This is a genomic window from Acetivibrio mesophilus (assembly GCF_004102745.1).
GTDB classification, from domain to species: Bacteria; Bacillota; Clostridia; order Acetivibrionales; family Acetivibrionaceae; genus Hungateiclostridium; species Hungateiclostridium mesophilum.
The window spans coordinates 102,157-129,114 of sequence record NZ_RLII01000008.1 but is presented as its reverse complement, the minus strand read 5'-3'; the positions used below and the strand labels follow the sequence as shown (position 1 = coordinate 129,114).

31 protein-coding genes are annotated in these 26,958 nt (G+C 37.6%); 6 read left to right on the top strand and 25 right to left on the bottom strand.

Annotated elements, in window-relative coordinates:
* Positions 1–252: 252 nt before the first annotated feature.
* The 3 genes from EFD62_RS08700 to EFD62_RS08690 all read right to left on the bottom strand — a co-directional run bounded on the left by EFD62_RS08700 (position 253) and on the right by EFD62_RS08690 (position 4,745).
* A complete protein-coding gene (locus EFD62_RS08700) occupies positions 253–1,392 on the bottom strand; it encodes a polysaccharide deacetylase family protein (RefSeq protein ID WP_069194295.1) in 1,140 nt (379 codons plus the stop codon).
* Between the two features lie 166 nt (positions 1,393–1,558).
* A complete protein-coding gene (locus tag EFD62_RS08695; RefSeq protein WP_069194296.1) occupies positions 1,559–3,451 on the bottom strand; it encodes an LTA synthase family protein in 1,893 nt (630 codons plus the stop codon).
* Between the two features lie 199 nt (positions 3,452–3,650).
* Positions 3,651–4,745 carry an NAD(P)/FAD-dependent oxidoreductase gene (locus EFD62_RS08690; protein ID WP_128705984.1) on the bottom strand — a complete coding sequence of 365 codons (1,095 nt, stop codon included), beginning with the start codon at positions 4,743–4,745 and terminating at the stop codon, positions 3,651–3,653.
* 166 nt (positions 4,746–4,911) lie between these two features.
* Here EFD62_RS08690 and EFD62_RS08685 point away from each other — a divergent pair, with 166 nt between their 5' ends.
* The 4 genes from EFD62_RS08685 (at position 4,912) to EFD62_RS08670 (ending at position 7,052) form a co-directional block, all read left to right on the top strand.
* Positions 4,912–5,124 carry a hypothetical protein gene (locus EFD62_RS08685; protein WP_069194298.1) on the top strand — a complete coding sequence of 71 codons (213 nt, stop codon included), beginning with the start codon at positions 4,912–4,914 and terminating at the stop codon, positions 5,122–5,124.
* A 45-nt stretch (positions 5,125–5,169) separates the two neighbouring features.
* On the top strand, positions 5,170–5,406 hold the full coding sequence (locus EFD62_RS08680; protein ID WP_235832604.1) for a ferritin family protein: 237 nt from the start codon (positions 5,170–5,172) through the stop codon (positions 5,404–5,406).
* Positions 5,407–5,450: 44 nt separating this feature from the next.
* On the top strand, positions 5,451–5,900 hold the full coding sequence (locus EFD62_RS08675; protein WP_069194300.1) for a hypothetical protein: 450 nt from the start codon (positions 5,451–5,453) through the stop codon (positions 5,898–5,900).
* Positions 5,901–5,993: 93 nt separating this feature from the next.
* Positions 5,994–7,052, top strand: coding sequence for an NAD(P)/FAD-dependent oxidoreductase (locus tag EFD62_RS08670; protein ID WP_069194301.1), 1,059 nt, complete (start codon positions 5,994–5,996; stop codon positions 7,050–7,052).
* A gap of 67 nt (positions 7,053–7,119) precedes the next feature.
* Here EFD62_RS08670 and EFD62_RS08665 read toward each other — a convergent pair whose 3' ends face one another.
* The 3 genes from EFD62_RS08665 to EFD62_RS08655 all read right to left on the bottom strand — a co-directional run bounded on the left by EFD62_RS08665 (position 7,120) and on the right by EFD62_RS08655 (position 8,728).
* Positions 7,120–7,581: a hypothetical protein gene (locus EFD62_RS08665; protein ID WP_235832603.1), complete on the bottom strand. Its 462-nt coding sequence runs from the start codon at positions 7,579–7,581 to the stop codon at positions 7,120–7,122.
* Positions 7,582–7,642: 61 nt separating this feature from the next.
* Positions 7,643–8,011: a response regulator gene (locus EFD62_RS08660; protein ID WP_069194302.1), complete on the bottom strand. Its 369-nt coding sequence runs from the start codon at positions 8,009–8,011 to the stop codon at positions 7,643–7,645.
* 6 nt (positions 8,012–8,017) lie between these two features.
* Positions 8,018–8,728: a 4Fe-4S double cluster binding domain-containing protein gene (locus tag EFD62_RS08655; RefSeq protein WP_128705983.1), complete on the bottom strand. Its 711-nt coding sequence runs from the start codon at positions 8,726–8,728 to the stop codon at positions 8,018–8,020.
* Between the two features lie 258 nt (positions 8,729–8,986).
* On the opposite strand from EFD62_RS08655, the gene EFD62_RS08650 reads away from it, so the two are divergent.
* Positions 8,987–9,541 carry a DUF4364 family protein gene (locus tag EFD62_RS08650; protein ID WP_069194304.1) on the top strand — a complete coding sequence of 185 codons (555 nt, stop codon included), beginning with the start codon at positions 8,987–8,989 and terminating at the stop codon, positions 9,539–9,541.
* A gap of 70 nt (positions 9,542–9,611) precedes the next feature.
* Here the strand turns inward: EFD62_RS08650 and yhbY are convergent, their stop codons facing one another.
* From yhbY to mtaB, 15 genes are all read right to left on the bottom strand, one after another.
* Entirely contained in the window at positions 9,612–9,902 is a 291-nt protein-coding gene (gene yhbY / locus EFD62_RS08645; protein WP_069194305.1) for a ribosome assembly RNA-binding protein YhbY, read from the bottom strand.
* Positions 9,903–10,020: 118 nt separating this feature from the next.
* Complete coding sequence (locus EFD62_RS08640) at positions 10,021–10,209, bottom strand: hypothetical protein (protein WP_069194306.1); 189 nt, start codon at positions 10,207–10,209, stop codon at positions 10,021–10,023.
* A gap of 144 nt (positions 10,210–10,353) precedes the next feature.
* On the bottom strand, positions 10,354–11,628 hold the full coding sequence (obgE, locus tag EFD62_RS08635) for a GTPase ObgE (RefSeq protein WP_069194307.1): 1,275 nt from the start codon (positions 11,626–11,628) through the stop codon (positions 10,354–10,356).
* A 109-nt stretch (positions 11,629–11,737) separates the two neighbouring features.
* Positions 11,738–12,016: a 50S ribosomal protein L27 gene (gene rpmA / locus EFD62_RS08630; RefSeq protein ID WP_069194308.1), complete on the bottom strand. Its 279-nt coding sequence runs from the start codon at positions 12,014–12,016 to the stop codon at positions 11,738–11,740.
* Positions 12,009–12,350 carry a ribosomal-processing cysteine protease Prp gene (locus EFD62_RS08625; protein WP_069194309.1) on the bottom strand — a complete coding sequence of 114 codons (342 nt, stop codon included), beginning with the start codon at positions 12,348–12,350 and terminating at the stop codon, positions 12,009–12,011. The genes rpmA and EFD62_RS08625 overlap by 8 nt, the downstream gene beginning before the upstream one ends.
* Positions 12,351–12,362: 12 nt before the next feature.
* Positions 12,363–12,674 carry a 50S ribosomal protein L21 gene (gene rplU / locus EFD62_RS08620; RefSeq protein ID WP_069194310.1) on the bottom strand — a complete coding sequence of 104 codons (312 nt, stop codon included), beginning with the start codon at positions 12,672–12,674 and terminating at the stop codon, positions 12,363–12,365.
* A 106-nt stretch (positions 12,675–12,780) separates the two neighbouring features.
* Positions 12,781–14,274 (bottom strand): Rne/Rng family ribonuclease, encoded by a 1,494-nt coding sequence (locus EFD62_RS08615; protein WP_128705982.1) that lies wholly within the window; start codon positions 14,272–14,274, stop codon positions 12,781–12,783.
* Positions 14,275–14,283: 9 nt separating this feature from the next.
* Positions 14,284–15,108 carry a TIGR03936 family radical SAM-associated protein gene (locus EFD62_RS08610; protein WP_069194311.1) on the bottom strand — a complete coding sequence of 275 codons (825 nt, stop codon included), beginning with the start codon at positions 15,106–15,108 and terminating at the stop codon, positions 14,284–14,286.
* Entirely contained in the window at positions 15,098–16,939 is a 1,842-nt protein-coding gene (locus EFD62_RS08605; RefSeq protein ID WP_069194312.1) for a TIGR03960 family B12-binding radical SAM protein, read from the bottom strand. The genes EFD62_RS08610 and EFD62_RS08605 overlap by 11 nt, the downstream gene beginning before the upstream one ends.
* 270 nt (positions 16,940–17,209) lie before the next feature.
* Positions 17,210–18,280, bottom strand: a complete 1,071-nt coding sequence (locus tag EFD62_RS08600) for a DUF3048 domain-containing protein (RefSeq protein WP_069194313.1) — start codon at positions 18,278–18,280, stop codon at positions 17,210–17,212.
* A 168-nt stretch (positions 18,281–18,448) separates the two neighbouring features.
* Entirely contained in the window at positions 18,449–18,739 is a 291-nt protein-coding gene (locus tag EFD62_RS08595; RefSeq protein ID WP_069194314.1) for a DUF1292 domain-containing protein, read from the bottom strand.
* A 182-nt stretch (positions 18,740–18,921) separates the two neighbouring features.
* Positions 18,922–19,344: a Holliday junction resolvase RuvX gene (gene ruvX, locus EFD62_RS08590; protein ID WP_069194315.1), complete on the bottom strand. Its 423-nt coding sequence runs from the start codon at positions 19,342–19,344 to the stop codon at positions 18,922–18,924.
* 60 nt (positions 19,345–19,404) lie between these two features.
* The gene (locus EFD62_RS08585) at positions 19,405–20,352 is read right to left on the bottom strand and encodes an aldo/keto reductase (protein WP_069194316.1); all 948 of its coding nucleotides are present in this window, start codon (positions 20,350–20,352) and stop codon (positions 19,405–19,407) included.
* Positions 20,353–20,481: 129 nt separating this feature from the next.
* On the bottom strand, positions 20,482–20,751 hold the full coding sequence (locus EFD62_RS08580) for an IreB family regulatory phosphoprotein (RefSeq protein ID WP_069194317.1): 270 nt from the start codon (positions 20,749–20,751) through the stop codon (positions 20,482–20,484).
* A gap of 210 nt (positions 20,752–20,961) precedes the next feature.
* Positions 20,962–22,266, bottom strand: coding sequence for a tRNA (N(6)-L-threonylcarbamoyladenosine(37)-C(2))-methylthiotransferase MtaB (gene mtaB, locus EFD62_RS08575; protein WP_069194318.1), 1,305 nt, complete (start codon positions 22,264–22,266; stop codon positions 20,962–20,964).
* A gap of 159 nt (positions 22,267–22,425) precedes the next feature.
* Between mtaB and EFD62_RS08570 the strand changes: the two genes are divergently transcribed.
* Positions 22,426–22,653 (top strand): HPr family phosphocarrier protein, encoded by a 228-nt coding sequence (locus EFD62_RS08570; RefSeq protein ID WP_069194319.1) that lies wholly within the window; start codon positions 22,426–22,428, stop codon positions 22,651–22,653.
* Positions 22,654–22,730: 77 nt separating this feature from the next.
* Here the strand turns inward: EFD62_RS08570 and EFD62_RS08565 are convergent, their stop codons facing one another.
* From EFD62_RS08565 to secG, 4 genes are all read right to left on the bottom strand, one after another.
* On the bottom strand, positions 22,731–23,174 hold the full coding sequence (locus EFD62_RS08565; RefSeq protein ID WP_069194320.1) for a DUF523 domain-containing protein: 444 nt from the start codon (positions 23,172–23,174) through the stop codon (positions 22,731–22,733).
* A gap of 15 nt (positions 23,175–23,189) precedes the next feature.
* Entirely contained in the window at positions 23,190–25,487 is a 2,298-nt protein-coding gene (gene rnr / locus EFD62_RS08560) for a ribonuclease R (protein WP_407921089.1), read from the bottom strand.
* A 217-nt stretch (positions 25,488–25,704) separates the two neighbouring features.
* The gene (locus EFD62_RS08555; protein ID WP_069194321.1) at positions 25,705–26,256 is read right to left on the bottom strand and encodes an HDIG domain-containing metalloprotein; all 552 of its coding nucleotides are present in this window, start codon (positions 26,254–26,256) and stop codon (positions 25,705–25,707) included.
* A 324-nt stretch (positions 26,257–26,580) separates the two neighbouring features.
* The gene (gene secG, locus EFD62_RS08550; protein ID WP_069194322.1) at positions 26,581–26,820 is read right to left on the bottom strand and encodes a preprotein translocase subunit SecG; all 240 of its coding nucleotides are present in this window, start codon (positions 26,818–26,820) and stop codon (positions 26,581–26,583) included.
* Between the last annotated feature and the right edge of the window lie 138 nt (positions 26,821–26,958).

Genomic DNA, 26,958 nt, shown 5'->3' with positions numbered 1-26,958 from the left:
ACCTCCTTTTGCTATTTATGCGGTCGGCTAAACCCGCTATATTTTAGCAAATGGAGGTATTTTTATCTACTCATAGCTATAAGCTTTTTGGAACCACCTGCATAGCAGGTGGTATTCATAAAGACAACAAAAACTCGGGACATCGAGTCCCTTCGCTTTTGCCTCTTTCATTTCATTCCAAGAGGCTAAATAATAGAAAAGGGACCGCTAAGTCCCTTTTGCTCTAGGTTAATTCAAATTGTATTTTAAACCTTAATAAATTATGAGCTCCTTGTCCTTTAGCTTATCCTTATCAACTTTATTTTCCATACTCTGAGGAACCGTAATGGTATCAGGGTTTCCATCACTAACATACTGCTCTTTTCTTGATAAATTCTTAATCCACCATGCCAAATCGCATTCTACCGGATTAATTCCCGAAGCTCTAACTCTGTGGGTTGAGAGGGGAGTAAAATCCTTGGATGCCGGAGAATGAGCCGGATCCCAGCCAACCTCCATAATTGCCGCATGTTCGTATTCCACCCCTTCATATGCACCCTTTTGAACATAGTTCTGAAGATCTTTGGATGGAAGTCCATAGGGAAGAGAAAAAGTAGTCATTTTATATCCAGGTACAAGCTCTGCAATAGTCTTCTGGTTATTTCCAATCTCTTCCTGTATTTTATCGGCACTCGTAGTGTTTTTCAAATTTATATGGGTATAGGTATGATTACCAATCTCAAATCCTTTGTCGACCAAATAGTTAAGCCTTTCTCCAAGGGTACCCTTACCATCAAAAGTACTGTTGCCAAGGTTTACATAGAAAGTCCCCTTAAGCCCAAAGTCAGGGTGCTTCTCGTAAAACTCTTCCATAATACCCACCGCAGACTTTTTGTTCGCTTTAAGAGTCCCATTTTCCTCAATCAGATTAAACTGGCCCGCGGTTCCGTCATCAAATGTAAATATTATCGGTATGCATCCTGCAGGCACAGAAATATTGTTATTCAAATAATCATTCATGCTAATAAGTCTGTAACCGTCATCATATAAGCTTTGAAGCAGCTTTTCAAACTCACTGAAGGTAGTAGTATATTCCCCATTATCATAGCTTGTAGGAGTAAAAGATTCAACAAAATTATGAAACATAACAACCATTATTTTACCGACCTCATTAGGCTTAACACTTTGAACGTCAATTGTAGCCGTTGGTTGCGGTATCGGTGTAGGTGTAGGTGTTGAAGGTGCGGAAGAATTATCCCCTTGCCCTACGTCTTGTCCCGAGGTATTGGGAATAGGCGACTCAAGGCCGTCATTCAACTTTGGACTGCTATTACATCCTGTAAGTAGTAAAGAAAGAGATAAAGCTATTACCGGAACAATTTTTGCAATTCTTGATCTAAAGAAAGATGTCATTTTAAATACTCTCCTTCATTGTTTATACACTAAGCCATTATAACACTTTAATAATATATTTTAATTATATAGACATATACGATATAATTCAAATACAAATTACACCTTGACTGCACTTTTTTTATATTGTTATATATTTTTTTATATTATTCTTTATTTTAACCCTTTATTTTAGTTTACGCAGTGCATCTTTTTCCAATATAATGTCGGATATTCGAAGATCCTTTTGGTACTCTTTTATTTCATCTTCATAATCCTTCTTATCGAGAACTTCGCCGTTCTTTATATCATAGACAGTATCATCCTCGCTGCAGTAGTAATAGCTGTCTGTCAGTACAGACCCGTTTCTTAATACTGCATAACCCTTTTGGCTGTTCAACAGGTCTTTGCCCATGGCATAATAGTTATCAATCCCCATCATATTGGCTATCATAGGAAATATATCTACCTGTCCTCCGGTCGTAGTAATGGTTTCTCCTTCTACTCCCGGGCAATGTATCAGCAAAGGTATCTTTTGAAGCCTTATCCAATCCACTTTACTGTCGGATAGTTGGAGGAGATCCAGAAGTTCTCCCGCCTGTGTCTTCGGAAGACCTGTATGGTCCCCGTAAATAACAATAAGACTATTTTCATACAATCCCATGGCCTTAAGCTTTTCCATAAAACGCCCAATGGCAGCATCAGCATAGTTTTGAGCCTTAATATAATTGCCAAGATAAGTCCTGTCATATTTTCCGACATCAAAGGTCTGCTTATCCTCAAAATAGGAATAGGGGTGATGGCCGGAAAGAGTTATGAAAAACGAATAGAATGGCGAGCTGACATCAATGATATCCATAGACTGTCTGTAAAACGAGTCATCACTAAGTGCCCAGCCTCCCCAGCCTATGTATTCGTCCATAACATAGTCATTTGAGCTTATAAAAGTATCAAAACCTATAGCCTTGTACATTTCCGTCCTGTTCCAGAAAGCGGGACCGTAGGCATGCAAAGCATAGGAATTATAGCCTTCATTTTTTAATTCCTTGGCAATAGTATTATACTCATTTGTTGCAAACCTAAAATATGCAGCACCTTCTTTTGCAGGATATAATGAAGTATTAGTCATAAACTCGGCATCCGATGTATTGCCTCCTGCCACTTGTACATAGATATTATCAAAATACAAACTTTCCTTCGCAAGCTTGTTTAAGTTCGGAGTTATTTCCTTACCATTGATTTCCCTGTTGATAACAAAATGCTGAAGCGCCTCCATCTGGATAACAATAAGGTTTTTACCTTTTGCAATGTCGCAGAATTTATTCGGTAGTTTGCCGGCCTCCCCGTTTTTCTCATCGAAAAAGGATACAAGCTCACTTTTCTCCTCATTTTTTAGCTTTTTGTCCCTAAGGTAGTTTTCCTTTACATACTTCTTTACATCGTAGTAGTGAAAATAACCTATACCAAAGTTCTTCACAATGTAATTGTTGTCGTACTCGGACATATCATTCTTGCTGTATGCAATTTTAAAGGACCCAAAGGATATCACCATCAGTACTACTGCCACTATGCATCTCTTAATCAATGGAAACTTATTCTTATAAGTCCTTTTGGAAAACACAAACGACATTACTGCCAAAACCGGAATATCTAGAAAATAAAGTATGTCACTAATTCTAATAAGACTCATGATGCTCTCTTTAACCGGGCCTAAATAGCGTGCATTATAAATGACCGGTATTGTTATTATTGTGTTATAATAGCGCAAATACAGAGCATCGGCAAAAAACAAAACCGATATCAAGATGCTTAATACGAAAAATAACGTCCTTCTCTTTGTATGAAAAACAATAGGAAGAGACAACAGTACCAATGCAAATGACATTGTTGCGACAATCATAAACATATTTGTCGTTGACAAAAAGGGCTTAAAATTAATCTGGTTTTGAAATTGAAGAAATACACCTTTAAACACAACAGAACATACAAAAATAACAGCATAAACTATTCCAAATATATTCAACTGCGGTTTTAGATCGGTAAAAATATTACTTCTTACTCTTTCTATGCTGACCTTCATATAAAAACCTCACTTATATACATTTTACGCTATTTCAATATATGAATTCTCTAGCAGTTGGTTTACATAGCCTTTGTTATGATTCAACATTATGAAATAACTCTAAACATATATAGACTAAAACATATAAATCAAAAAATCAAGTATTAGTTATTGGTTATTATTTCAGAGCTATTTTGACCCAATCTCGATGTTGTGACTATCGTTTAAAAAAACGCCGTTTTCTTTTATCCTTCCAGTTGTTGTATTTTTTTACTGTAGGCGTAACCTTTCCAACCTTCGCCACAGGGTTATTATAAATAATCTGTTTTATAAGAGGCATAGTCAAAATCTTTATCAACCTGTCATAGTCCTCGTTGCTGAATTCATTTATCACCTTTCGGAATTCATGAATTCCAAGTGCATGTTCTTTTATAGGTCTAATCAGCTCATTGTAGTCCTTTCCTTTTATGATTGCTTGTGCCGCAAGAATTCCGCTTTCAATAGCGTTAATTGCACCAAAACCCAAAAAATCATCAATGAGTCCCGCAGCAGTCCCCACCAAATAGATATTCCCTACTTTCGCCGAAGATACGTATCCAAGTCTAGTTACATTGTCCCTTGTCTCAATTATTTTATATTGTACTTCCTCCAATCTTATGAAATTGTTCCAGTAATGATCAAACTCATGATTGGATATATCGTTCACAGATAATAGCAATCTTCCATCTTTTTTGCTATGGGGAGATAAGAATCCATAGCATGCTTTGGAATATTCCCGGTTAACCCACATTCTCGCAGAGTTGACTTTGAAATGTCCCAGTATAAGAGCAACTCTTGTATAAACACTTATAGTTGCATGCCACACTCCCAGCTGATTTGCTACAGTTTCATCACCTGTAGCCGCAACGATATAGTCAAAATCCTTTCTTATATCATCAACATTGATGTAGCTGTCAAAATGTATAGGAGTCTTGATATGCCTTGCAATCTGGTTCTCCATGGAGTTTTTCTCATCTCCTCTCATGAATATATATCCCAATCTCCCGCTTACAACACCTGTTTTTGAAGATCCTTTCATTATTATTTCCTTTAGCTGCGAATATGGCACAAGGCTCAAATCATACTTTTTATTGAAATATTTCACAGGATTCCTGTATGTTCTCTCAAATAATTTGAGGGTTGTACTGGAAAACATGTAGTCTTCACCTATATGAGCTCTTTTCTCAAAAATAACCGGAGATATCCCGTTTCTCTCCAATTCAAGGGCGCAGGACAGACCGGCCAATCCTGCACCGATTATGGCCACTTTCATAAAATCCCACCTTAATATTTGGTTTATGTATATCATCTAAAATTGCTATTGTTTCATAATCCGTATTACTTTAACATTGCTTCCTTATTAATTCATAAGAATAATATCTGCAGAAAAGATAAAAATATTTATATATTAATTTAATTTTGCTCTATCGGAGGAATTTATGGAGAAACAGTCACAACAATATATTTTAAATATAGCATTCACCGAATCAATAAACAGAGAAGAATTATTAATAAAAAAATATGAACACTACTTTAAGATTTCAAAGGATAAGGAACTAAAAAATATTCTAAGGGATTTTTCGCAAAATTCCCGGGATCATATAAAAATGATAAATGACAAGATGATTCTATTATCAATTGATAAAAAGTGATTATTCATTGTTTATGTTTATTTTAAATGCCATAAAGAAAGCATGGTGATTATATTGGAGCAAATTGAAATTTTACAGGATTTACTGCAATATAGAATTTCAAATGAGATGTTCTATAATGAGAGCCTTATTTCTGTCAGAAATCCTGAAGCAAGACAGGTTTTTACGCAACTCAGGGACGATGAAATGAGAGCTATAGTAAGCCTTCAGCAGAAAATAGATAGACTTCAATCATCGGAGGGAATTATATCCAAACTATTCCCCTTAAGACCTAGAATTTAGCCTATAAACTTTAATTATACCGCCTATGGGGAGATAATTTCATTATGGAATGGATTATACTATTTGCTGTCAGTTGGATAGCCTTGTTTGCTTTTGCTGAGCCTCGTCAATTAAAAAAGAATATCTGGTGTGGAGTCTTGGCTTTGGCCCTGCAGCTTGTAGTAGACACACATGCTATTAGTTATGGATTATACTCAATAAATAATCCTATGATTAGTATAATGGGATCTTCCCTTTTCTTTACTGCAGGGCCTGTATTCACTATAGGTACTCTCTTTGCCCAGTTCTACCCACAAAAAAGATGGCTTAGAATTGCAAATATATTTGTATTTTCAACCCTCTTTTACTTTCAAGAAATTTTACTACTCTTAAGTGGGAACCTTACTTACACCAACTGGCACTTTACTAACAGTATTGTTATAGATATATGCGTAATGGTTATACTAAGCTGGTTTTCCATAGTAGTGCTGGATAAAAAGGAGGAAAATACCTGATGAATATCTGGTTGTATACTATACTAACACTTGTAAACGGTCTAATGGTATCTGCATGGTTAATATTTCTAAAAAGATTTGGAGGTATTTGATGTGAAAGTTGCAATAATTGGCGGAGGGTTATCAGGCCTTTCGTGTGCTTACGAATTGGAAAGACACGGTATAAGTCCGGTAATATTTGAAAAAAAAGGATATATAGGAGATCCATACAGCCATATTTCCGCTCTTCTGGAAATTCAGCATAGACCCATAAAAGACGCAATAAAATATATTAAGAAGAACTTTAATTTAAGCATAACACCTGTTAATAGCGTCAACACTCTTACACATATTTCTCCAAATAGGAAAACAGTGATTAAGGGCAATTTTGGATTCTTCTTAAAAAGAGGAAAAGATGAAGATTCCCTGCCTATGCAGCTTTTTTCTCATCTTAAATCCTCCAAAATAAACTTCAATACCTTTGGAGATATTGATCCTTTAGCCAAGGAGTTTGACTATGTCGTTGTTGCTAGTGGAGATACTCTATTCACCAATCAGTTGGGCTGCTGGCATCCAACAATCAGAACATATATTAGAGGAGCAATACTATTGGGGGACTTCGATCCTACCAATCTAGTTATGTGGATCAATAGAGATTATTGCAAAAGCGGATATGCTTACCTTACACCCTTTAACAATAAAAAAGCTTCAATTGTATTGGTAGTAAGCGATGTAAATGAAAAAGAGGTTGACCACTATTGGAAGGTTTTTTTGGATTATGAAAACTTAAATTACACCATCATAGAAGAATTCAAGCAAGCTCATGATACAGGGTTTGCTTATCCCCACAAGGTAGATAATATATATTTTGTCGGCAACTCCGGTGGTGCAATAGACCCCTTTTTGGGCTTTGGCCAGCTAAACTCCATAGAAATGGGCGTGATGGCAGCCCGATCAATCGCAGAAGGTGATGACTATGAAAGGCTTCTTAAGCGAGTTACAAAGCATAACTATCAGCTTTATCAAATGAGGAAAGCCTTTAATACTGCCAGCAACGAGACCTACGATTTTATTTTGGCTGCAATAGGCTTTCCTGGTATTCGTCACCTGTTGTATAACTCGAGATTCGATGTAATAAAGAATTTTGCGCGACTGTATTTGTTAAAAAAATGAACTATATATTTTGCAATATCGAAGGTCAAAGTAAAATATCTATTGGAAAATATACAGTTCGAAAAAATTACGAAAGTTTCAGACTCAATCTTTTATTGCTTAAATACCTGTATATTAAATAGACCCATAGATAAGTGACGATATAAGTAACCACAGACCATGGGAAGGGTTTCCACCCCGTAAAAACTACTGTACCGGATATCACACTAAAATACTCAAAGATGAGCATAGCTATCATCCAAGTAGCTGTGTATCCAAGTATAGCCTTCTTCTTTTTGGGCAGAAACATTGTATAGATAATATTCAAGGCCGGATACAATAAAATTGCCGACAGCACCATATAGATTATTGAGTCTTTGGGATTGAGATAGTAATAAAGCCCAAAATAACCGCCTAGAACCGTTTCATAAACCATCGAAAACGCAACTGTTACTATACCTATAATGCTGCTTTTGAAGTCAAAAGATTTAAAATAAAGACATATAATCAAACTAACCAATACTCCAAATAATGAAAAATAATAAAACATGTATTCCACTATTATCACCCTGCATTTATTATTCTCGCGGGCCAAAAAGAATAAACATGCATTATTTTCTTTTGTCATCCTTAGGATATTCCATACTATTCAAAACAATTTTGAGCCTATATTGATCAATAGGTGTCTTAATTATTGCGTCAATATCGGTATTTTCAAAATCATCAATACTGATTGAGTCACAGGAAGACAAAATACATCTTATATCCGGAAAACGAGATTTTATTTTTGAAGCCAATTCATCACCATATATTCCCTTCATCACACGATTTACAATAATATAATCGGGATGCATGGCTTGCACCTTGTCTATCGCATCATATTCATCAGCAATACCGGCAATATATCCTATATCAATTAGCATGTCCTTTAGTATCAAGCTTTCGAATTTGCTATCGTTAATAAGAAGTATTTTCTTCATTTTTTGTTATCTCCTGCCTTGTAATAAATCAATATTTTTATTTAGAAAACCTTTAGGGCATACTCTGATGCAAATACCACATACTGAGCCTCTGCCTATATGTTTGAAGTTCCTGTTCATATATTCACTGCACGCTTTCGCATCAACTATATGACTTCTGTCGCAGCCTTCAAACCAGCTATTGCCGGTCAAAGCCATTGCCGGGCAGCTGTCAACACAAATTCTGCAGTCGCCGCAACCATTCAGGGTAGTATCGGATTGCAATGGCAGCTTCATATCTGTTAATATCGTCCCTAACCTTACTCTAGGACCAGATTTCGAGCTGATAAACAAACCGCTTTTTCCTATCCATCCCAAACCTGCTTTTACAGCAGCAGTCTTATGCTGGAAGATGCCCGAATAACTGTCCTCCAAGTCATTTACTGTCTGAGAGGCTGGCACCGCCATAGCAGTATAACCCATGTTCTGAATCTCTATCTGTCCCCTTAAGGTTATCTGGTCTATCAACGTATTAACCGTCCTGTAATGGTGAAAGTAAGTATAGGTGGGCCTGGCGTCTATCTGATCAATAACAAAATCGGATAGTCTTACCCCAACGGTTATGGCATATCTAACCTTTTTGAGACTTTCCGGAAGGTATGCTTCAACATCGGAACACCCGATAAAGGATGCCCCTAAATCAATTAATTTATCTTGAACCTTGTTAAATTTTTCCATAAAAATACTCCTCGCTAAAGTCTTTATTTTTCACAATAATATACATTAACATATTATAAAACATACATTGCAATTCTTCCAGCATGTGTCATTGTTTATTCGCAATTTTATATATAATCATAAATACAAACTAAAATTCGATTTGTTTGCGGGCAATATGGCATAACACCCCTTTACTATGTTATAATACACTCAACATATTATATGATTACATAATAAGAAACGTAAATAAGCTGAGCGAAAGGAATGATTATTGCTATGAGTATCGGCAGCAACAAAGAACTCGCAGAGAATAAACTAATTCTGCTTTATATTATTGACAAAGTAAATATACCAATCAGTAACCTGCAAATAACAAAAATCATCCTAGAGAATAAATTTATGAATTATTTCATGCTTCAGCAGCTTCTCGATGAACTTTGCAGCAATAACTATTTATTATTTGAAAATATTGATAATAAAGCATTTTACACCATTACTCCTTCGGGAAAACAGACACTGAGTTATTTTACCAACCATATTCCTAGGGGTATAAAGAGCCTGATTGATAATAGCATATCCAATATAAGGAACAATATCAGAAATGAAACCTTTATATCCGCCGACTACATTCCAGGCAGGGAAAATGAGTTTACTGTTTTGTGTCAGGTTCGGGAAGATAATTTTACTCTTATAGATTTAAAGGTTACTGTTGGAACCAAAAATGATGCACGGCGAATTTGTGAAAACTGGAAGAAGTACCCCCAGGAAATATATAGCGAAATAATTGAAAGCCTTCTAAAAGACAGAACTGAAAACAATGAGCAAAAGTAATATTTTTGTTGGTACACCGAGCCCCTTATGGGGCTCTCCCAACGTCACTTTTTAGCATTAAAAATACATATTATGGAAGCTCTATTAACCTATTCTCCTTTGATTCCTTATAAAGGACAAATTTATTCCCTATAACCTGTACTACTTCAGCTCCTACAAGACTTGCCGCTTCATTGCAAACTTCTTTTGTCTCAACCATGGCATTTTTAAGCACTGTAACTTTTATAAGCTCCCGGGCCTCTAAAGCCTCGTTAAATTGCTTTATCATATTATCATTTATTCCACCCTTGCCAACCTGAAAAATAGGTTCGACACTGTTTGCAAGACTTCTTAAATAACTTCTCTGCTTACCTGTAAGCATATAAACTCTCCTTGTTAATTATTTCTATTTCAATCCAATCGGACTGTTATAATACCTCATATTTGCAAAATAACTCAAAATAATGGGGATAGCTGAACCTATCCCCATTCATGTCTTATTATGCCTCAACTTCCTTCCGGCTTTTTCTCCTTTGAACCTCATATCCAGGATGCCCCTTTTTCCATCCCGCCCTGGTCTTTTCAACCACTTGGGATGTAGCTTCTTCGTTTAGCAGAAAATCATCCTTCATCAAGCAATAATACGCCGCACTGCCGGTTTTACAGTTTCCACAATTAAAACATTCCATAAAGCTTACTAATGCCCCTCCGTTTTATCATGCTTATATTAAGTTTATTATATATATATTTTACAACATACAATGCATATCTGTCCAGCAATTCTTTTTGTATACATTGTTAGGTCCAACATTTAAAGGGTGTTTTAATAAATTTTATCTAAAATATTCAAACTCCAAGTCGTACATTTTTACCGTATCTCCTTCATTAATCCCCATGTTCTCTAGGGCATCAACAATACCTTTTCTCTTTATGGATCTTTGGAAATATTGCAGCGACTCATAATTGTCAAAATTGGTGGAACCAACCAGCTTCTTTACCCAGTTTCCTTCAACTACAAAGATATCATTTTCCTTTCGAACCTCAAAAGGCTCTTCTTCAACTGCTGTATACAGTACCTCATCCTCTTCATCACTTGTAAGAATAGTATCGGGAAGCTCCTTAATCCTTTGAGCAGCATAATACACCAACTCTTTAAGTCCTTTATTGGATGCGGCAGACACAGGAAACACTTGATATCCCTGAGACTCAACAGATTTTCTGAACACTTCGAGGTTCTCCTCCGCACCTGTAACATCCATTTTATTTGCTGCAACAATCTGCGGTCTCTCAAATAGCACCGGATTGTATTTTTTCAGCTCCTCATTGATTATTTCAAAATCCTTAATGGGATCCCTTCCCTCGGACCCTGAAATATCCACAACATGAATAAGAAGCTTCGTTCTTTCTATATGCTTTAGAAACTCATGGCCCAACCCTACACCTTCATGAGCACCTTCGATAATCCCCGGTATATCAGCCATCACAAAGCCGTTTTCAGCATCAATATTTACAACGCCCAGATTCGGGTCTATTGTGGTAAAATGATAATTCGCAATCTTTGGTTGTGCAGCAGTAACCATTGAAAGAATTGTAGACTTGCCCACGTTGGGAAAACCTATCAACCCGACATCAGCCAGTAGTTTAAGCTCTAGTATTGCCCACAGCTCTTCTCCAGGATCCCCAGGCTTGGCAAAATTAGGCACTTGTCTTGTAGGTGTTGCAAAATGCTGATTTCCGGCTCCACCCCTGCCGCCTTTTGCAATTACAGTCCTCTGCCCAGGTTTCACAAGGTCAGCTATAATCCTGCCAGTTTGCTCGTCTCTGACCAGAGTTCCCGGAGGAACCTTGATTATCAGATCCCCTCCGCCTTTTCCGGAACAGTTGGAGCTACCACCGTTTTGACCGTTTTCAGCTTTGTAGCGTCTTTTGTATCTGAAATCCTGAAGTGTCCTTAATCCCTCATCCACAATAAAAACGACATCTCCGCCTTTTCCGCCGTCTCCGCCGTCCGGTCCACCCTTATTTATGTACTTTTCTCTATGAAAGGATACCGCGCCGTTTCCGCCGTCTCCAGCCTTTATATAAATTTTTGCACTATCAATAAACATTATATTTCAACTCCATGGCATATACTATAATAAAGAATTTTTCTATCCCTTAGTATTGCACAAATATAAAAATTAAATCCCGGTAAAACCGGGATTCACAATTTATTCTCTATGCTGTAATAATACTTACTTGTTTTCTATCTCTACCCAACCTTGAGAACTTCACTCTTCCATCTACTAAAGCAAAGAGTGTATCGTCCTTCCCGATTCCAACATTTGTACCGGGATGTATTTTTGTACCTCTCTGTCTAACCAGAATGTTCCCGGCCGTAACAAACTGACCGTCGGCTCTTTTTACTCCAAGTCTTTTAGATTCACTATCACGACCGTTTCTTGTACTACCCACACCTTTTTTATGGGCAAACAACTGCAAATTAGCCTTAATCATCGGTTAACACCTCCTTATCTAAAACCGAAACATACTTTTCATATCCAAGTTCAACTTGTTTTAAACCTAATACCACAGTCTCAAGGATAGTTCTAGCCGTCTCTTTTTTCTCTGCCGGTATCTCTTTCGGGACAGCACATCTCATATATCCATCCCTTTCGGTATACCCTTTTATGCCGGCAAGCTCTTCCAGAGCTCCCGCTGCAGCATACGCAAGAGCCGATACAGCCGCACACACAATATCTCTTCCGCGCCTGCTATAGCCTGCATGTCCTGTAACTGTAAATTCACGTATGAAACCATCACTATCCCTGATTACTTTGACTTTAATCATCGGATTAATACCTTATGCATTTATCTTTTCAATCTGAATTTTCGTATAAGGCTGTCTGTGGCCCTGCTTTCTTCTATAACCTTTCTTAGGCTTATATTTGAAAACAATAACCTTTTTATCCTTACCATGGCTCAATACTTTAGCAGTGACAGTGGCATTGCTTACGAACGGAGCGCCGAAGCTCACTTTGTCCTCCTTTGCTACAGCCACAACCTTATCAAAAGTGATCGCAGAACCTTCTTCATTCATGAGCTTTTCAATAAAAACTACGTCACCTTCCTGAACCTTGTACTGTTTTCCGCCTGTCTCAATTATAGCGTACATATAAAACACCTCCCTACCCAGTCTCGCCGGCAAAAGGTAGCAGCAACAGAATAAACTATTGCTTGCATTTACTAAACCTGAACCGAGCGGCTACCGCAATATTCTATCACAACAGTGTATCTATGTCAACTTCTTTTATTTTCATTTCCTCATGACTCACTTCTGCTGTCGGCTTGATTATGACTTTTTTATTAAATAAATTCTGAATTCTTGTAAGATTATCGTTGTCTTCGCCCCTTAACACCTCGGCTACAGTAGGATGCACCTCTACCATAATGGCATTGGCTATCGTTTTTGTGAAGTATTTGCTTATTTCCTTCTCAATATTCCTTGCAACCGACTCAGGCGTAAGTATTTTCCCTTTTCCTTCACAATAAGGGCAGTCATGGAGTACCATAGATTCAAGACCTTCCCTCACCTTTTTTCTCGTCATTTCAATGAGACCAAGGCCAGTCATACCTACTACAGTGGTCTTGGTGCGATCCTTTTTCAGCACCTGCTTTAGGGCCTCTATTACCTCCCGCTGGTGCTCCGGCTCATGCATATCAATAAAATCAATAATAATTATGCCGCCGATATCCCTAAGTCTCAATTGCTTTCCAATCTCTTTAACAGCATCAAGATTGGTTTTTAAGACGGTTTCCTCCAGATTGTTTACTCCGACGTATTTTCCTGTATTTACATCAATAACCGTAAGAGCCTTTGTTCTCTCAATTATAAGATATCCTCCGCATTTTAACCAGACTTTTTTGGCCAATGCTTTCTGTATCATACTGTCAATCTGGTAATGCTCAAACAAATCAATATTTTTGTTAAAATACTCAACCCTCAGCTTCAGAGCCGGTGAAAGCATTTCAACTAGTTCAAGAACCTTGTTATATTCCTGTCGATCATTAATAATAAACCTGTCAATATTCCATGTAAAGATGTCTCTGACAGCTCTATAAATTATGCTCAAATCCTTGTGCAGGCAACGGGGAACCGGTCCACTCTGTTCCCTCTGCTTAATCTTTGCCCAAAGCTTAACCAAAAAGTTCAGATCATTTTTAAAGTCTTCCTCTCGTTTACCTTCAGAAACAGTCCTTACGATTATCCCCATATTCTTGGGCTTAATTTTTTCTGCAATCTTCTTAAGCTTCGAACGTTCCTCCTCCTGCTCTATCCTTCTGGAAATACCGACGTAATCAGCATTAGGAAGAAGCACCATCTGCCTTCCCGGCAGCGTTATGTGGGTAGTAACCCTAGGTCCTTTTGTTCCTATGGGTTCCTTGGTCACCTGTACCGTTATTTCTTGACCGGGTCTTAATATCTCTTCAATACTATGGCTTTTAACCTCGTTATAAACCTCTTCGTCATCTTCAGAAAATTCTTTCTGCGATATGGCATCTCCGACATACAAAAAAGCATTCTTTTCATATCCAATATCTATAAATGCCGCCTGCATGCCAGGTAGAACGCTTTCTACTCGTCCTCTATAAATATTGCCCACAAGACGTTCCGAATCGTTTCTCTCTATAAATATCTCAACCAGCTCTTTGTCTTCTAAAAGAGCCACTCTTCTTTCATTAAGCCCCACATCAACAACAATTTCACTAACCATTCTACCACCTCATATAGATAATAATACATGACCGTCCAGAGGATTCATCAATTTTTCTCTGGTTCCAATGAAAAGACCGGAACGATGTATTTTCAATATGTCAAAATCAATGCCTGCATATCTTCCAAAGGCCATAATAGCAAACTCCGGTTTTAAATTTGCCACACTTCCTGCAGCAAGTAGCATTGTAAAGCACAAAATTGCCGATGGATTATTTTGCTTGAATTGATTATCCTCAGCCTTTAGCATATCAACGTATCTTAGAATCCAGGGGTTTGTATACCCGAAAGCAGCTTCTGTATTTTCGGCAACCTCTGAATTTCCTGCACTGTTTACATCAATACTATAAATCATTGGACGTATATCTATCTTCTTTAACTTCCCCTTAGATGCTTTTTCAATAAATATCTGCTCTTCTTTTAGAAATCCCACAAGTTTGCTTTTCAAATCTTCTACTCCAACTTTGCCCTCAGTCAAAACCAATACTTCGTATGATGCGCCTGCCACTGAAGCCATGATGTTGGAAGTCATCTTATTCTCACAAGCACCGACAATTTCTATACCGACGGGAAGGTTTTGGTTCAGTCTCTGTGTGAACTCACTGGGATTAACATCGCTTTCAAGCTCAAAATCAGCATATTCCGATTCGCTGGTAACTCCCACCGAAAGCGGAAGCCCAAACACCATATCCGGATGAGGGTTAAACCCCTGAGAATATGCTATAGGAATTTTTGAACGCCTTAGAGCTCTTTCAAACATCTTCATCAAATCCAGATGCGAAATGTACTTTACTTCCTCACCCCGGACAAACTTTACCCTGATGCTACTCAACACAAATCCCTCCCTCAAAGACAGTGGCCCCACAGCCAGAACAGTTCACTCTGCAGTTTGAGGTAACTTCTTCTTTTAAAGCCTTTTCATGTTCTCTTTGCAAGAATTTCTTCGAGACTCCGATATCAATATGATCCCAAGGCAAAATTTCATCATATGACCTTTTTCTGCCAGCATAGAATAAAGGATCAATTCCGCATTCACGGAAAGACTCCATCCAACTGTCAAATTTGAAATGCTCACCCCAACTGTCAAATTTACATCCCTTTTCAAAAGCCTTCAATAGTACCTTTCCCAACTTCCGGTCTCCCCGGGCAAAAATTGCTTCAAGAAAGCTAAGCTGTGGGTCATGCCAATTGTACTTAATATTCTTGCTTTTTATTCTGCCTTTTAGGAAGAACTGTTTTTCTCTCAAAACCTCCATGCTGTCCTGAGGCTCCCACTGAAAGGGGGTAAAGGGTTTTGGAACAAAGGATGATGTGCTTATGGTAACATTAAGCCCTTTGCCTCTTTTTTCCTTTGGTGTACTCATATATGCCTCAACAACTTTATGTCCAAGTTCTGCAATACCTGCAATATCATCCAAGGTTTCCGTCGGAAGACCCAGCATAAAGTAAAGCTTTACTCCGTTCCAACCGCCTCCAAAAGCTGTAGAAACCGATTTTATAAGATCTTCTTCCGTTACCCCTTTATTTATAACATTACGAAGCCTCTGAGTTCCCGCTTCAGGTGCAAAAGTAAGGCCGCTTTTTCGAACCTTCTGTGCCTTTTCCATAAGTTCAAGGGAAAAGGAATCCACTCGAAGGGAGGGAAGAGAAAGGTTCACCTTTTTTGGCTCCATCTCACTAATCAACCCATCGGTGAGCTCTTTTAACGACGTATAGTCGCTTGTGCTTAGAGAAGTAAGCGACATTTCCTCATAGCCCGTACTCTCCTGAAGCTTTCTGGATATCTCCAAAAGCCTGTCCGCCGTTCTTTCTCTCACGGGCCTATAAATAAAACCTGCCTGACAGAACCTACACCCCCTGGTGCAGCCTCGGAACAACTCAACCATTATCCTGTCATGGACAATTCCCGTAAAAGGAACAACTATTTTTTCCGGAAAATAAACCTTGTCCAGATCCTTTATAATCCTTTTTCTTATTTTCTTCGGATACTCGTCCTTTTTTGGCGAAAAAGAGCTTATAGTACCATCATCGTTGTATTTTACCTCATAGAATTGAGGAATATATATTCCCTCTATTGATGATATGGAACGCAAAAATTCTTCTCTTGGCAAGTTTTGCTTCTTCCATTGGACATACACATCCATAACTTCATTAATTATTTCCTCGCCTTCGCCCATCATGAAAAAATCCACAAAATCTGCCAAAGGCTCCGGATTATATGCACAAGGACCACCGGCACAAACAAAAGGATGCTCCTTTGTCCTCTCGCTGCTCAACACAGGTATTCCCGCAAGATCAAGCATGTTTATTATATTTGTATAACTCATCTCATACTGAAGAGTAAAACCTACAAAATCAAACTCAGTTAATGGATCTCGGGTCTCAAGGGCAAAAAGAGGTATATTATGCTCCCTCATTTTTGCTTCCATGTCAACCCATGGAGCAAAAACCCTTTCACAGTAAGTATCACTCCTCTCGTTGAGAAGGTGATACAATATTTTCATGCCCAGATGAGACATTCCGACTTCATAGACATCCGGAAAACAGAAAGCAAACCTAATATCAATTTCATTTAAATCCTTTATAACGCTATTCCATTCATTCCCAGTATACCTTGATGGTTTCTCTACATTTTGTAATATTCTATCACTAACTCTAATACCCAACTTAACCTCCATAAAAATCAAATGAATAGGCATATAATATTAATCATATATTTGATATATACTACTGTTAAACTAAAAACAGTTTTTTTGGTCTAACTATTATACCTTATTCAGAATTTTTGAACACTATAATGCTAAAATGCTATTACTTACATATGTTCTATATATAATAATAACCAATATGCTCTTTTTTATCAACATCAACCTATATCGGTAGGATGCCATGTCCGGCACAATTTCTTCTGTTGATGGCTTTTTATGCACCTATGCTTATTCTATTTCAAAATTACCCGATACAGGGAATATCTGGACCCATGTCTGACCGGGATTTAAAACTATTTCTTTTCCTTCACTATCGAGATATTTCGTTTTCTCCGGTCTAGACGATTTTGACCATGTAATATCAATACACTTTCCATTTGTAATATAATAACCTTCTCCGCTTCCTACTGTATTAACCTCTTGCCTTCCAGCCTGGTCGCCCTTTATATCATAATTTTTAACCTTCTGGATAATAATATTTTTTGCAGTAAGCTGTTCTTCAGTCTGCCTTTCAATGTGGGGCTTGCCATTTCTGAACCTTAGGTATAGTTTTTTCTCAGCATCATATTCATAATAGGATTTATACTCAGCAGAATATACAAGGTTGATTTTTTCTGCCTTTTTACCATTTATCAACTCCTGATCTTTTTCATGATACTTAAAGACCATATCTTTTTCTGTATTGGTTCTATAGTTGACTTTTTTCACATACTCTTCCAGTTTCTCCATCGATGTATAGGTATCCTGCCAGTTTGACTTGTCCTGTGTAATATCCCAGAAAACACCGTGGGCACCGTTTATGTTATTTATTCCAAACTTCGGTATGTCCGCCATTGCCATGGGGCTCCATCCAATATGCACATAAATTGCATCATGCTCCATTGCATAGTCAAGGAAATAGTGACGTGAGCTTCTGACAGGCCCAATAAGCTCCGTCTTCAGTCCCCAGAATACAGGCATATATCTCGTTATGCCTCCCTCAACAACTGCTTCATAAATAACCTGCGCCTGGCTCATTCCACCTTGCGGAAGACAAATCGAACCCTGGTTATCAATCATTACAGCATAGGGCCTAACGCCTTTTTCAGGAAAAACAAAATTCACTTTTTCTTCATCATTGTTTGGATCAGGACTTGCCTGCTCCATATAGTCGAAGTTGGTATTGTCTTCTGTAGGCACTGGACTTGCATCCGCGTCATTTCCTGTACTGCTGCTTCGGTTACAAGAAGCCGGAAACACCATAAGGGCTAATATTCCTAATAACATTACTCCCTTTTTAAAAGAAATATTGCTAAACATTTTATTCCCCCATTATCTTTAGTAGATTTGCAACATTAATATTTCTACATAAAAAAGTAAAATCCTCTTTACATTTATCAGAAAAATACAATTTATGTTATCATTTTTGTATAAGGAAAACCCCGAATCTGGGTTTCTCACCACCAGACCCGGGGATGTATTTTTGCATTACTCCTCATCAAACTCGAATTCTTCTTCCATTCTCATCTTAAACTCTTCAAAGACAGCATCCAATTCCTCGTCATCCTCAACAGTCACAAAGCTATCTTCTCCATCAGCGCTCTGATCAATCCTTAGGATAACCACTTCCTCCATGTCTTTTTCCTCTTCGCTCTGTTCAATCGGCAAGAGAACTACGTATTCGTTTCCGTTATAATCAATTGTATCCAGATGTTCAAACTCGTTTTCCTCACCATTCTCATCAACCAGTACCACAAGATCGTCTCTTTCTTCTGTCATAAAATATTCCTCCTATTTTCCATTATTAAGTATAGATTATATCACAACCCTCGATAAATTCCAGTGCATATAACTATTATTTTCACTTTATCAATATTTATATATGTTGCAAAAAAGATTTTGCACAAGTAAATACAGTTAAAGCATCTGCATTTGCAAGCTAGAACCTGTTTTTCAACATATCAAGCCTTACCTTGGCTGTCGAGATATCCCTGCAGAATATATACTGCAGCAATCTGATCCACAACCAGCTTCTTTTTTGACTTCTTTACTCCCATTTCATGCATAGTTCTGTTCGCAGCAACTGTAGTCAGCCTTTCATCCCACTTTATAACTTCAATATCCTTTACTCTTTGGGTCAACAACTCAACAAACTCTATTGTCTTCTCTCCCCTAACACCAACGGTACCATCCATGTTTTTTGGAAAACCTATGATGACCGTTTTTATCTCATAATCTTCAATTAATTCAGATATTCTTTTAATCGGAACTTCAACATCTGTTTTCCAGCTTATGGTCTCAAGTGCTTGAGCTGTCCATCCCAACGGGTCGCTAATGGCAATCCCAATTCTGCTGTCGCCGTAATCAATTCCCATTATCCTCATAGATACCTCCGACACTCTTATGATAATTCTTTTGGTTCAGAGCTTTTATTATCTTCAAAACTATGATACCTTGATAGCAAATACAGGACAAACCGATGCGCAGTAACTGCATAATACACATTTTTCTTCCAAGACCCTTGCTTTTCCGTCAACTAGTCTTAGAGCCTCCTGTTTGCATCTTTCTACGCATTTTCCGCAACCTTCACACCACCAGTCAATATGAAGCTGTCTTTTTCTACTCTCGAGATTTTTCTTGACATCTTGAGGCACCTCTTTGCACTCAAATACGCATACATTCATAATTACTTCTTCTATTGACTGCATACCGAGAGCTATGGAATGTATATACGGAATGTTGAGCACAAAATCCATAGAATCCTCATAGGATTTAATCAGATTGCCTCCTCCCAAAGGCTTCATACCGTATATTCCTTTCCCTGCATCATAGGCCTTTTTGACAGCTTTCAGCATATCTTCTATTGTTCCGTCTCCTATACCAATGCCACTCTTGTTTATTATAGGATGAATTATATCAATCTCCGGCATCTCGGCACAGGCATCCACGACTTCTACATTATGGGTTGATGCTCCAACCGCTTTTATTATTCCCTTTTCTTTCATCGAAATATAATATTCCAGAGCTTCTCTATGACCCCGTAATGTAAGTCTGCTCTCCTGCTCATGAAGCAAGAAAATGTCTATCACATCAATATCCAATTCTTTCCTTGCTTTCTCCAGACTTTCCTTTGCCCCTTCGGCAGAATAAGCATAAGACTTCGTCGCGATTACAATATTCTTATTTGTTTTTTTTAATGCTTGTCTGATATGAGGATAAGTACCATAAAGCTCTGCCGTATCAATAAAATTGACACCAAGCTCAAAAGCCTTTAAAATTATTTCGGCTCCACGCTCTGGAGGAAGATTTGCTTGAAGAGGTCCAATTATAAGTCCGCCAAAACATAGCTTTGAAACTTCCAAATCTGTATTACCCAATTTACAATATTCCAATTATTACACCAGCCTAACAACTTCATTATTTATTAATCGACATATTTCAAATAGAGCATTTTTCAGATAAAGAACAAAGCTTTACAAGTGACTTTAAGTGTCAAAATACTATAAAAAACTCCGTATTTATCATACGGAGCCTTTATTAATAGATTCTTCCAGATAACATCTTAGTATTTCCTCTAAAAGCTCGTCCCTTTCCAATTTTCTGATAGAACTTCTGGCATCCAGATGATTAGTTATGTAGGTCGGATCCCCCGAAAGAATATAACCTACAATCTGGTTAATGGGATTGTAACCCTTCTCTTTTAAAGCCTGATATACAGATAAAAGCAATTCCCTGGCTTCATTAACCTTTTCTTTTTCAACACTAAACATCATAGTTTCATTGTTTGCCATAACTAATCACTCTCCTGTCCAAGTAAGGACTAATGGTAAATGGTACCAAATCACTGTCATAACACCACGCATATATATATATAGTAATACAATAGGATAAATTATGCAATATTTTTGAGGACAATTGACGCCAATTCTGCTTATCTGATTATGTTGTATCTTTTATTCTCGCAGTTTCCTTAAAGTTTTAAAAACTTGTATGCAATAATGTCACCTTACTATCTCCCCGATGATAAAATCATTTTCAGTCTCTTTTAGCTGCACATCAAGAATTTCTCCTTCTATATCCTTATTTCCTCTGCATTCAACCCGTATATAATTTGGTGTCAATCCTTCCATAAAACCTTCTTTTCCCTTTACTTCCTGCTCAAACAACACCGGCAAAGTCTTGCCTATGAAACCTCTGTTGTATTTTAATGTCATATTGGAAGCAAGCTCAATCAACTTGCGGCTTCTTTCTTCTTTTTTTTGCGGCGAAACCTGATTGGGATAAGACGCAGCCGGTGTACCTTTTCTACGGGAATACTTGAATACATGCATATTCGAGAAGAAAACTTCTTCAAGAAATCTGTATGTTTCGTTGAATTCTTCATCGGTTTCTCCAGGAAAACCGACCATAACATCAGTTGTAATAGCGACATCCTTCAAATTATCTCTCAGAAGCCTTACAGACCTAAGATATTCTTTAGTGGTATACTTTCGGTTCATCCGCTTTAAAGTGCTGTCACATCCGCTTTGAAGTGAAATATGGAACTGAGGGCACAACTTCTCCATTCCCTTTATCGCTTCAACAAATTCTTCCGTTACCGTTGTAGGCTCAATTGAACCAAGTCTGATTCTTTCTATCCCTTCAACTTCGTGGACCTTTTTCATAATTTCAACCAAAGAAGTGGTCTTTATATCTTTTCCATAAGAGGCAACATGTATTCCAGTAAGTACTATTTCTTTATATCCGCTTTGGGCAAGCCCTGCCACTTCCTTTAGAATGTTTTCCTCCGAACGGCTTCTTACGGGTCCCCTTGCATAAGGAATTATACAATATGTGCAAAACTGATTGCATCCCTCCTGTATCTTAATAAAAGCCCGGGTACGTTCTTTGTATACATCAACACCCAATTCCTCAAATTCCCTGGTTTTCATTATATCTTCAACATAATTCCGTCGGCCGCCAAAAGACTCCAGCTCCTCAAGATACTCTATAATTCTGCTTCTATCCCGAGTCCCAACAACCATATTTACCCCTTCAATTTCGCTCACTTCCTGTGGAGCGGTCTGAGCATAACATCCAACTACAATCACTATGGAATCCTCATTATTTCTTTTGGCTCTTCTTATCATTTGTCGGGACTTTCGGTCACTCAAATTTGTAACAGTACATGTATTTATCACATAAACATCGGCTTCTTGTTCAAAGTCAACTATCCTATAGCCTGCTTTTTCAAACATCTCGGATATTGCCTCCGTCTCATATTGGTTTACTTTGCAGCCTAATGTGTAGAATGCAACCCTTTTCATTGTTTCTTTAATACTCCTCTACTTTATTTTGATATGAAAAAAATAGTTATAAAATACTAAGTAAATTTTAGCAATATCACGATTGACTTGCAACTGCAAACAGGTTAATATATAAGCAGAAGCAAATAATACCTAAAGAAATATAAAGGGGGAAATTGTATGAAATCATTCAATATTTCACTTAAGTCCATCACTGATGTTAAGGATTTTGTTAATATAGTTAATAAATATGATTTTGATATTGATTTAACATCGGGTCGCTATGTAGTCGATGCAAAATCTATTATGGGTATCTTCAGTCTTGACTTAAGTAAACCTATCAGGGTAGATGTTCACGCTGACGAATGCGAAAGCTTCTGCGATGAAATCAAAAACTTTATTATTTAGCTTGTAATGAGGAGGTAAAAGCATTTTACCTCCTCATAATGTTATTCTACATTTCCTGCTTATCGATTCTTTACTTTTTATATATCTTCCTCCGTCAAAATGGAAACTCCGTTTCTTTTTAGAATCTCTGAAGTCACACCGTTGCCCTTTTTTGTTTTACCTGAAAATGTACCATCGTAAATGCTGCAAACTCCGCAGGACGGACTTCTAGCCTTTAATATTGCTTTCTCAATACCCATGGCTTGAGCAATCTTTAGTACCTCCCGGGCGCCCTTAATAAAATACTCGGTAACGTCTTCCCCATTTTTGGTCATCACTCGTCCCTTGGCATCCAAAACATCCGCACCGTCACCGCCTACTATCTCCGCAGGAATTCTCGGCGTAGGGCATCCACCCAATTGCTCAGGACATATCGGTATCAAGGTGTCTTCTGAAAGGAGATTTAAGACCTTATTATTCAGATTATTTTTTCCGTTATATTTACAATCCACTCCAAGAAGGCATGCACTCACAAGTAGAATATCAAATCTCTCCCTTTATACTTTTATTTTTTTGTCTTTTTTCTTTTTACCCTGTACGTGTAGGAATATTGCCTCATCCATTACTTTCCTCTTCCGTTTTCTCTTCGGTTTATTCTCTTCATCCAAATCCGCCTCTTGAGTCTCTTCATCGCTTTCTGTACTACTATTGTCAACAATTCCAAATTCAATCTTGCGTGTGGATATGTCAGCTTTAATCAGCATAACATTTATGACATCACCAATTCGGTAAACCTTTCTGCTTCTTTCTCCTATCAGGCTATAGTTCTTGTCATTATACACATAATAGTCATCTTCCATGCTACTCATTCTTACCAGGCCTTCGATAGTGTTTTCCAACTCAACAAACATACCAAAGGAGGTTACGTTTGATATTATTCCTTCAAATACCTGTCCTTCATGCTTCTTCATGAATTCAACCTTCTTTAGATCTTCCGTATCTCTCTCCGCCTCTTCAGCAGCCCTTTCCCTGTCAGAACAAAGCTTTGCAACCTCAGGGAGCCTGTTGATTAGCAAATCTTCTCTTGACGGATTCATACTGCCCTTTAAGTATTCCTTCATAATTCGGTGAATAATAAGGTCAGGATACCTTCTAATAGGTGAGGTAAAGTGACAGTAATACTTCGCAGCAAGCCCAAAATGCCCGCTGTTTATATGGCTGTATCTGGCCTTTTGCAAAGATCTCAGCATAACTGTGCTTATTATGGTCTCTTCCCTAGTGCCTCTGGCCTTTTCTAATACGTCCTGTAATGCCCTAGGATGAATTTTATTTATGCCCTTTAGCGTGTATCCCATATTGTGTACAAACTCGCTGAAAGCCTCAATTTTTTCCGTATCCGGGTCTTCATGAATTCTATAAACAAAAGGTGTATTGGTCCAGAAAAAGTGTTCTGCAACCGTCTCATTGCATATCAGCATGAATTCTTCAATAATATTATTTGCAATAGTCATTTCATACTTTTTAACCTCAACCGGCACACCTTTCTCGTCAAGTATTATTTTGGCCTCATCAAAGTCAAAATCAATGGCTCCTCTGTCCATCCTCTTTTTTCTAAGCATAAGCGCCAATTCTTTCATTGTCTGGAAAGTATCACAGAGGTATTTGTAGCGCTCAATAAGTTTTTCGTCATATTCCTCAAGAATCTTGTAAACGTCGGTATAAGTCATTCTCTCATTAACGTTTATTACACTCTCAAATATGTCATGGTCTACAACTCTGCCGTGTCTATCAATTTCCATCATAACAGTGAAAGCAAGCCTATCTACTTTAGGGTTAAGACTGCATATACCGTTCGAAAGCTCTCTCGGAAGCATAGGTATAACCCTGTCTACCAGATAAACACTGGTTCCTCTTTTCAGAGCTTCAACATCCAAAGGAGAGTTTTCGGTGACATAATAGCTTACGTCAGCAATATGAACTCCCAGACGATAATTTCCGTTAGGTAGCTTTTCAATGGAAACAGCATCGTCTAAGTCTTTGGCATCTTCGCCATCAATAGTAACCATGGTTAATTCCCTGAGATCCCGTCTTCCTTTAAGCATATCCTCCGTTACATTCTGGCTAATTGATTTCGCCTGACTCATAACCTCCTCAGGGAAGTCCTCCCTTAAGTTGTAAGCCTTTATAATGGATAAAATATCGGAACCGGGCTCATCCCTGTCTCCAATTATTTCAATTATTTTTCCCTCGGCGTTTCTTCTTTTTCCCGGCCAAACAACAATCTCCGCTACAACCTTCTGCCCTGACTTAGCTCCATTTATCTCATCCTTTGGAATAAAAACGTCTCCCGATATTCTTGTATCATCGGGCACCACAAAGCCAAAATACTTACTGCTTTCAAAGGTTCCAACAACAGTCTTGTTAGCCCTTTTTACAATTTTTATTATTTCTCCTTCAGCCCTTTTGTCTCCGATGACTTTTTTATTGATCCTTGCTATTACCCTGTCTTTATGCATCGCGCCATTTAAGCTTCCGGAAGGAATAAATATATCCTTCATATTCTCATCATCGGGAATCAAAAATCCATACCCATGTTCATTTCCCTGGAGATATCCGCATATCAGATTCATCCTCTCAGGGACTCCATATCTGTCTTTCTGGGTCTTAAATATACTTCCTTCCTCTTCCAGTTCCTTTAATAGGTTTTCAAAATGCCCAATATCACTTTTAGGGACATCCAGTACAGAAACCAATTCACTGAATAAAAGAGGTTTATATGCATCCTCCCTCATAAATGCCAGTATCCTGTCTCTTCTCTCCATAATTTTTTGTAAAGCTGTATTAATATACAGCATTTCCCTCCTTCTCGTATATAGTAATTGGCTTGTTTGTACTATTTTTCCCACAAAGTACACTCTTTAATAATTTTTTTATCAATTCCTAATCAAATGCTTGAAACATCGAGTCCATTCACTTTTCCCTCTTTCATTTCAAGAGGCTAAATAAAAAACCAAGATTATTAAACCCTGGTTTTTATACTGTGTAAACTGTAAGTATCATAAAAAAATTCTATTACAGGCCTAAATCGTCTGAAATTTTCTTCATAGCTTCCAGAGAGATTTCAATAAATTTTTCCAAAGAAATACCCAACTGTTCGCATGACTTTATCTGCTCTCTATTGACACCTTTAGCAAAGCCTTTTTCATTAATCCTTTTTATAACAAACTCAACGGTTACATCCTCCAGTTTTTTGGAAGGAAGAATCAAAGCTGAAGCAGTAATAATACCTGCTGCAGGGTCAGCGCAGAACAAAGCCTTGTCAATCTTTCTCTTTCTTTCAATCCCATGATAATCATTGTGGGCTTTTACCGCATACACAATCGAACTCTCAATATCGAGAGACTCAAGAATCTCCGCACCAACCAAGCTGTGCTTTGAAATGTCGCCCGCTGTTTTTTCACAGTCAATGTCATGGAGCAACCCGGCTAAGCCCCACTTGTCTATATCGTCCTTAAAATAAAAAGCCAGATCCTTCATTATTGCTTCAACTGCAAGAGAATGTTTTATCAAGTTCTCATTTTCAATTCTGCCCCTTAACTCTTCCAGTGCCTGTTCTCTTTCCATCGAAACCAATACCTCCAATTTATTATTGAATAGCTTAAAACAATTATATAAACATCTAACCCCAAAAATATCATCGCAATTGCTATAACATACAGGCAAAATCAAAGCCCAATAATATATTACTAGATTAAAATAATAATTACAAGGAATAAATACACTCTTTGATTTTTATAAAGAAATATTAGCTATATAGTTTATGGCTTATTTACGCAAATTATATTATTGCACATACCAAAGCATAAAAAATATATTAAACAAAAAGAATGGTGTAAAAAGCAGCAAAAAAAGGAAACTGCAATTATACAGTTTCCTCTTGGTATTCTCTTATTTAGAATTAATAATAAGCTGCAATACAACTGAAGTAATCAGGAATCCTATAGCTGCAACTGCTGTATATTTACTTAAAATGGCATCAATAGTTCTCCCTTTGTTCTTCCCAAAAAAAGTCTCTGCGCCGCCGGCAATAGAACCTGATAACCCAGCCTGTTTGCCTGACTGGAGCAATACAATCACAATCAATGACAATGAAAAAATTAAGTGAAAAATAGTTACTACTATTTGCATGCTAAAGGCACCTCCTAAAAAATTAACAAGATACATTTTAACATACTAATACGCAGAATACAAGCATTATTACCAATGTTTTTTCAAAGTTTTTCATATGTTCATAGTATTTTTTTACAAAGTATCTTGTTTTTTTAT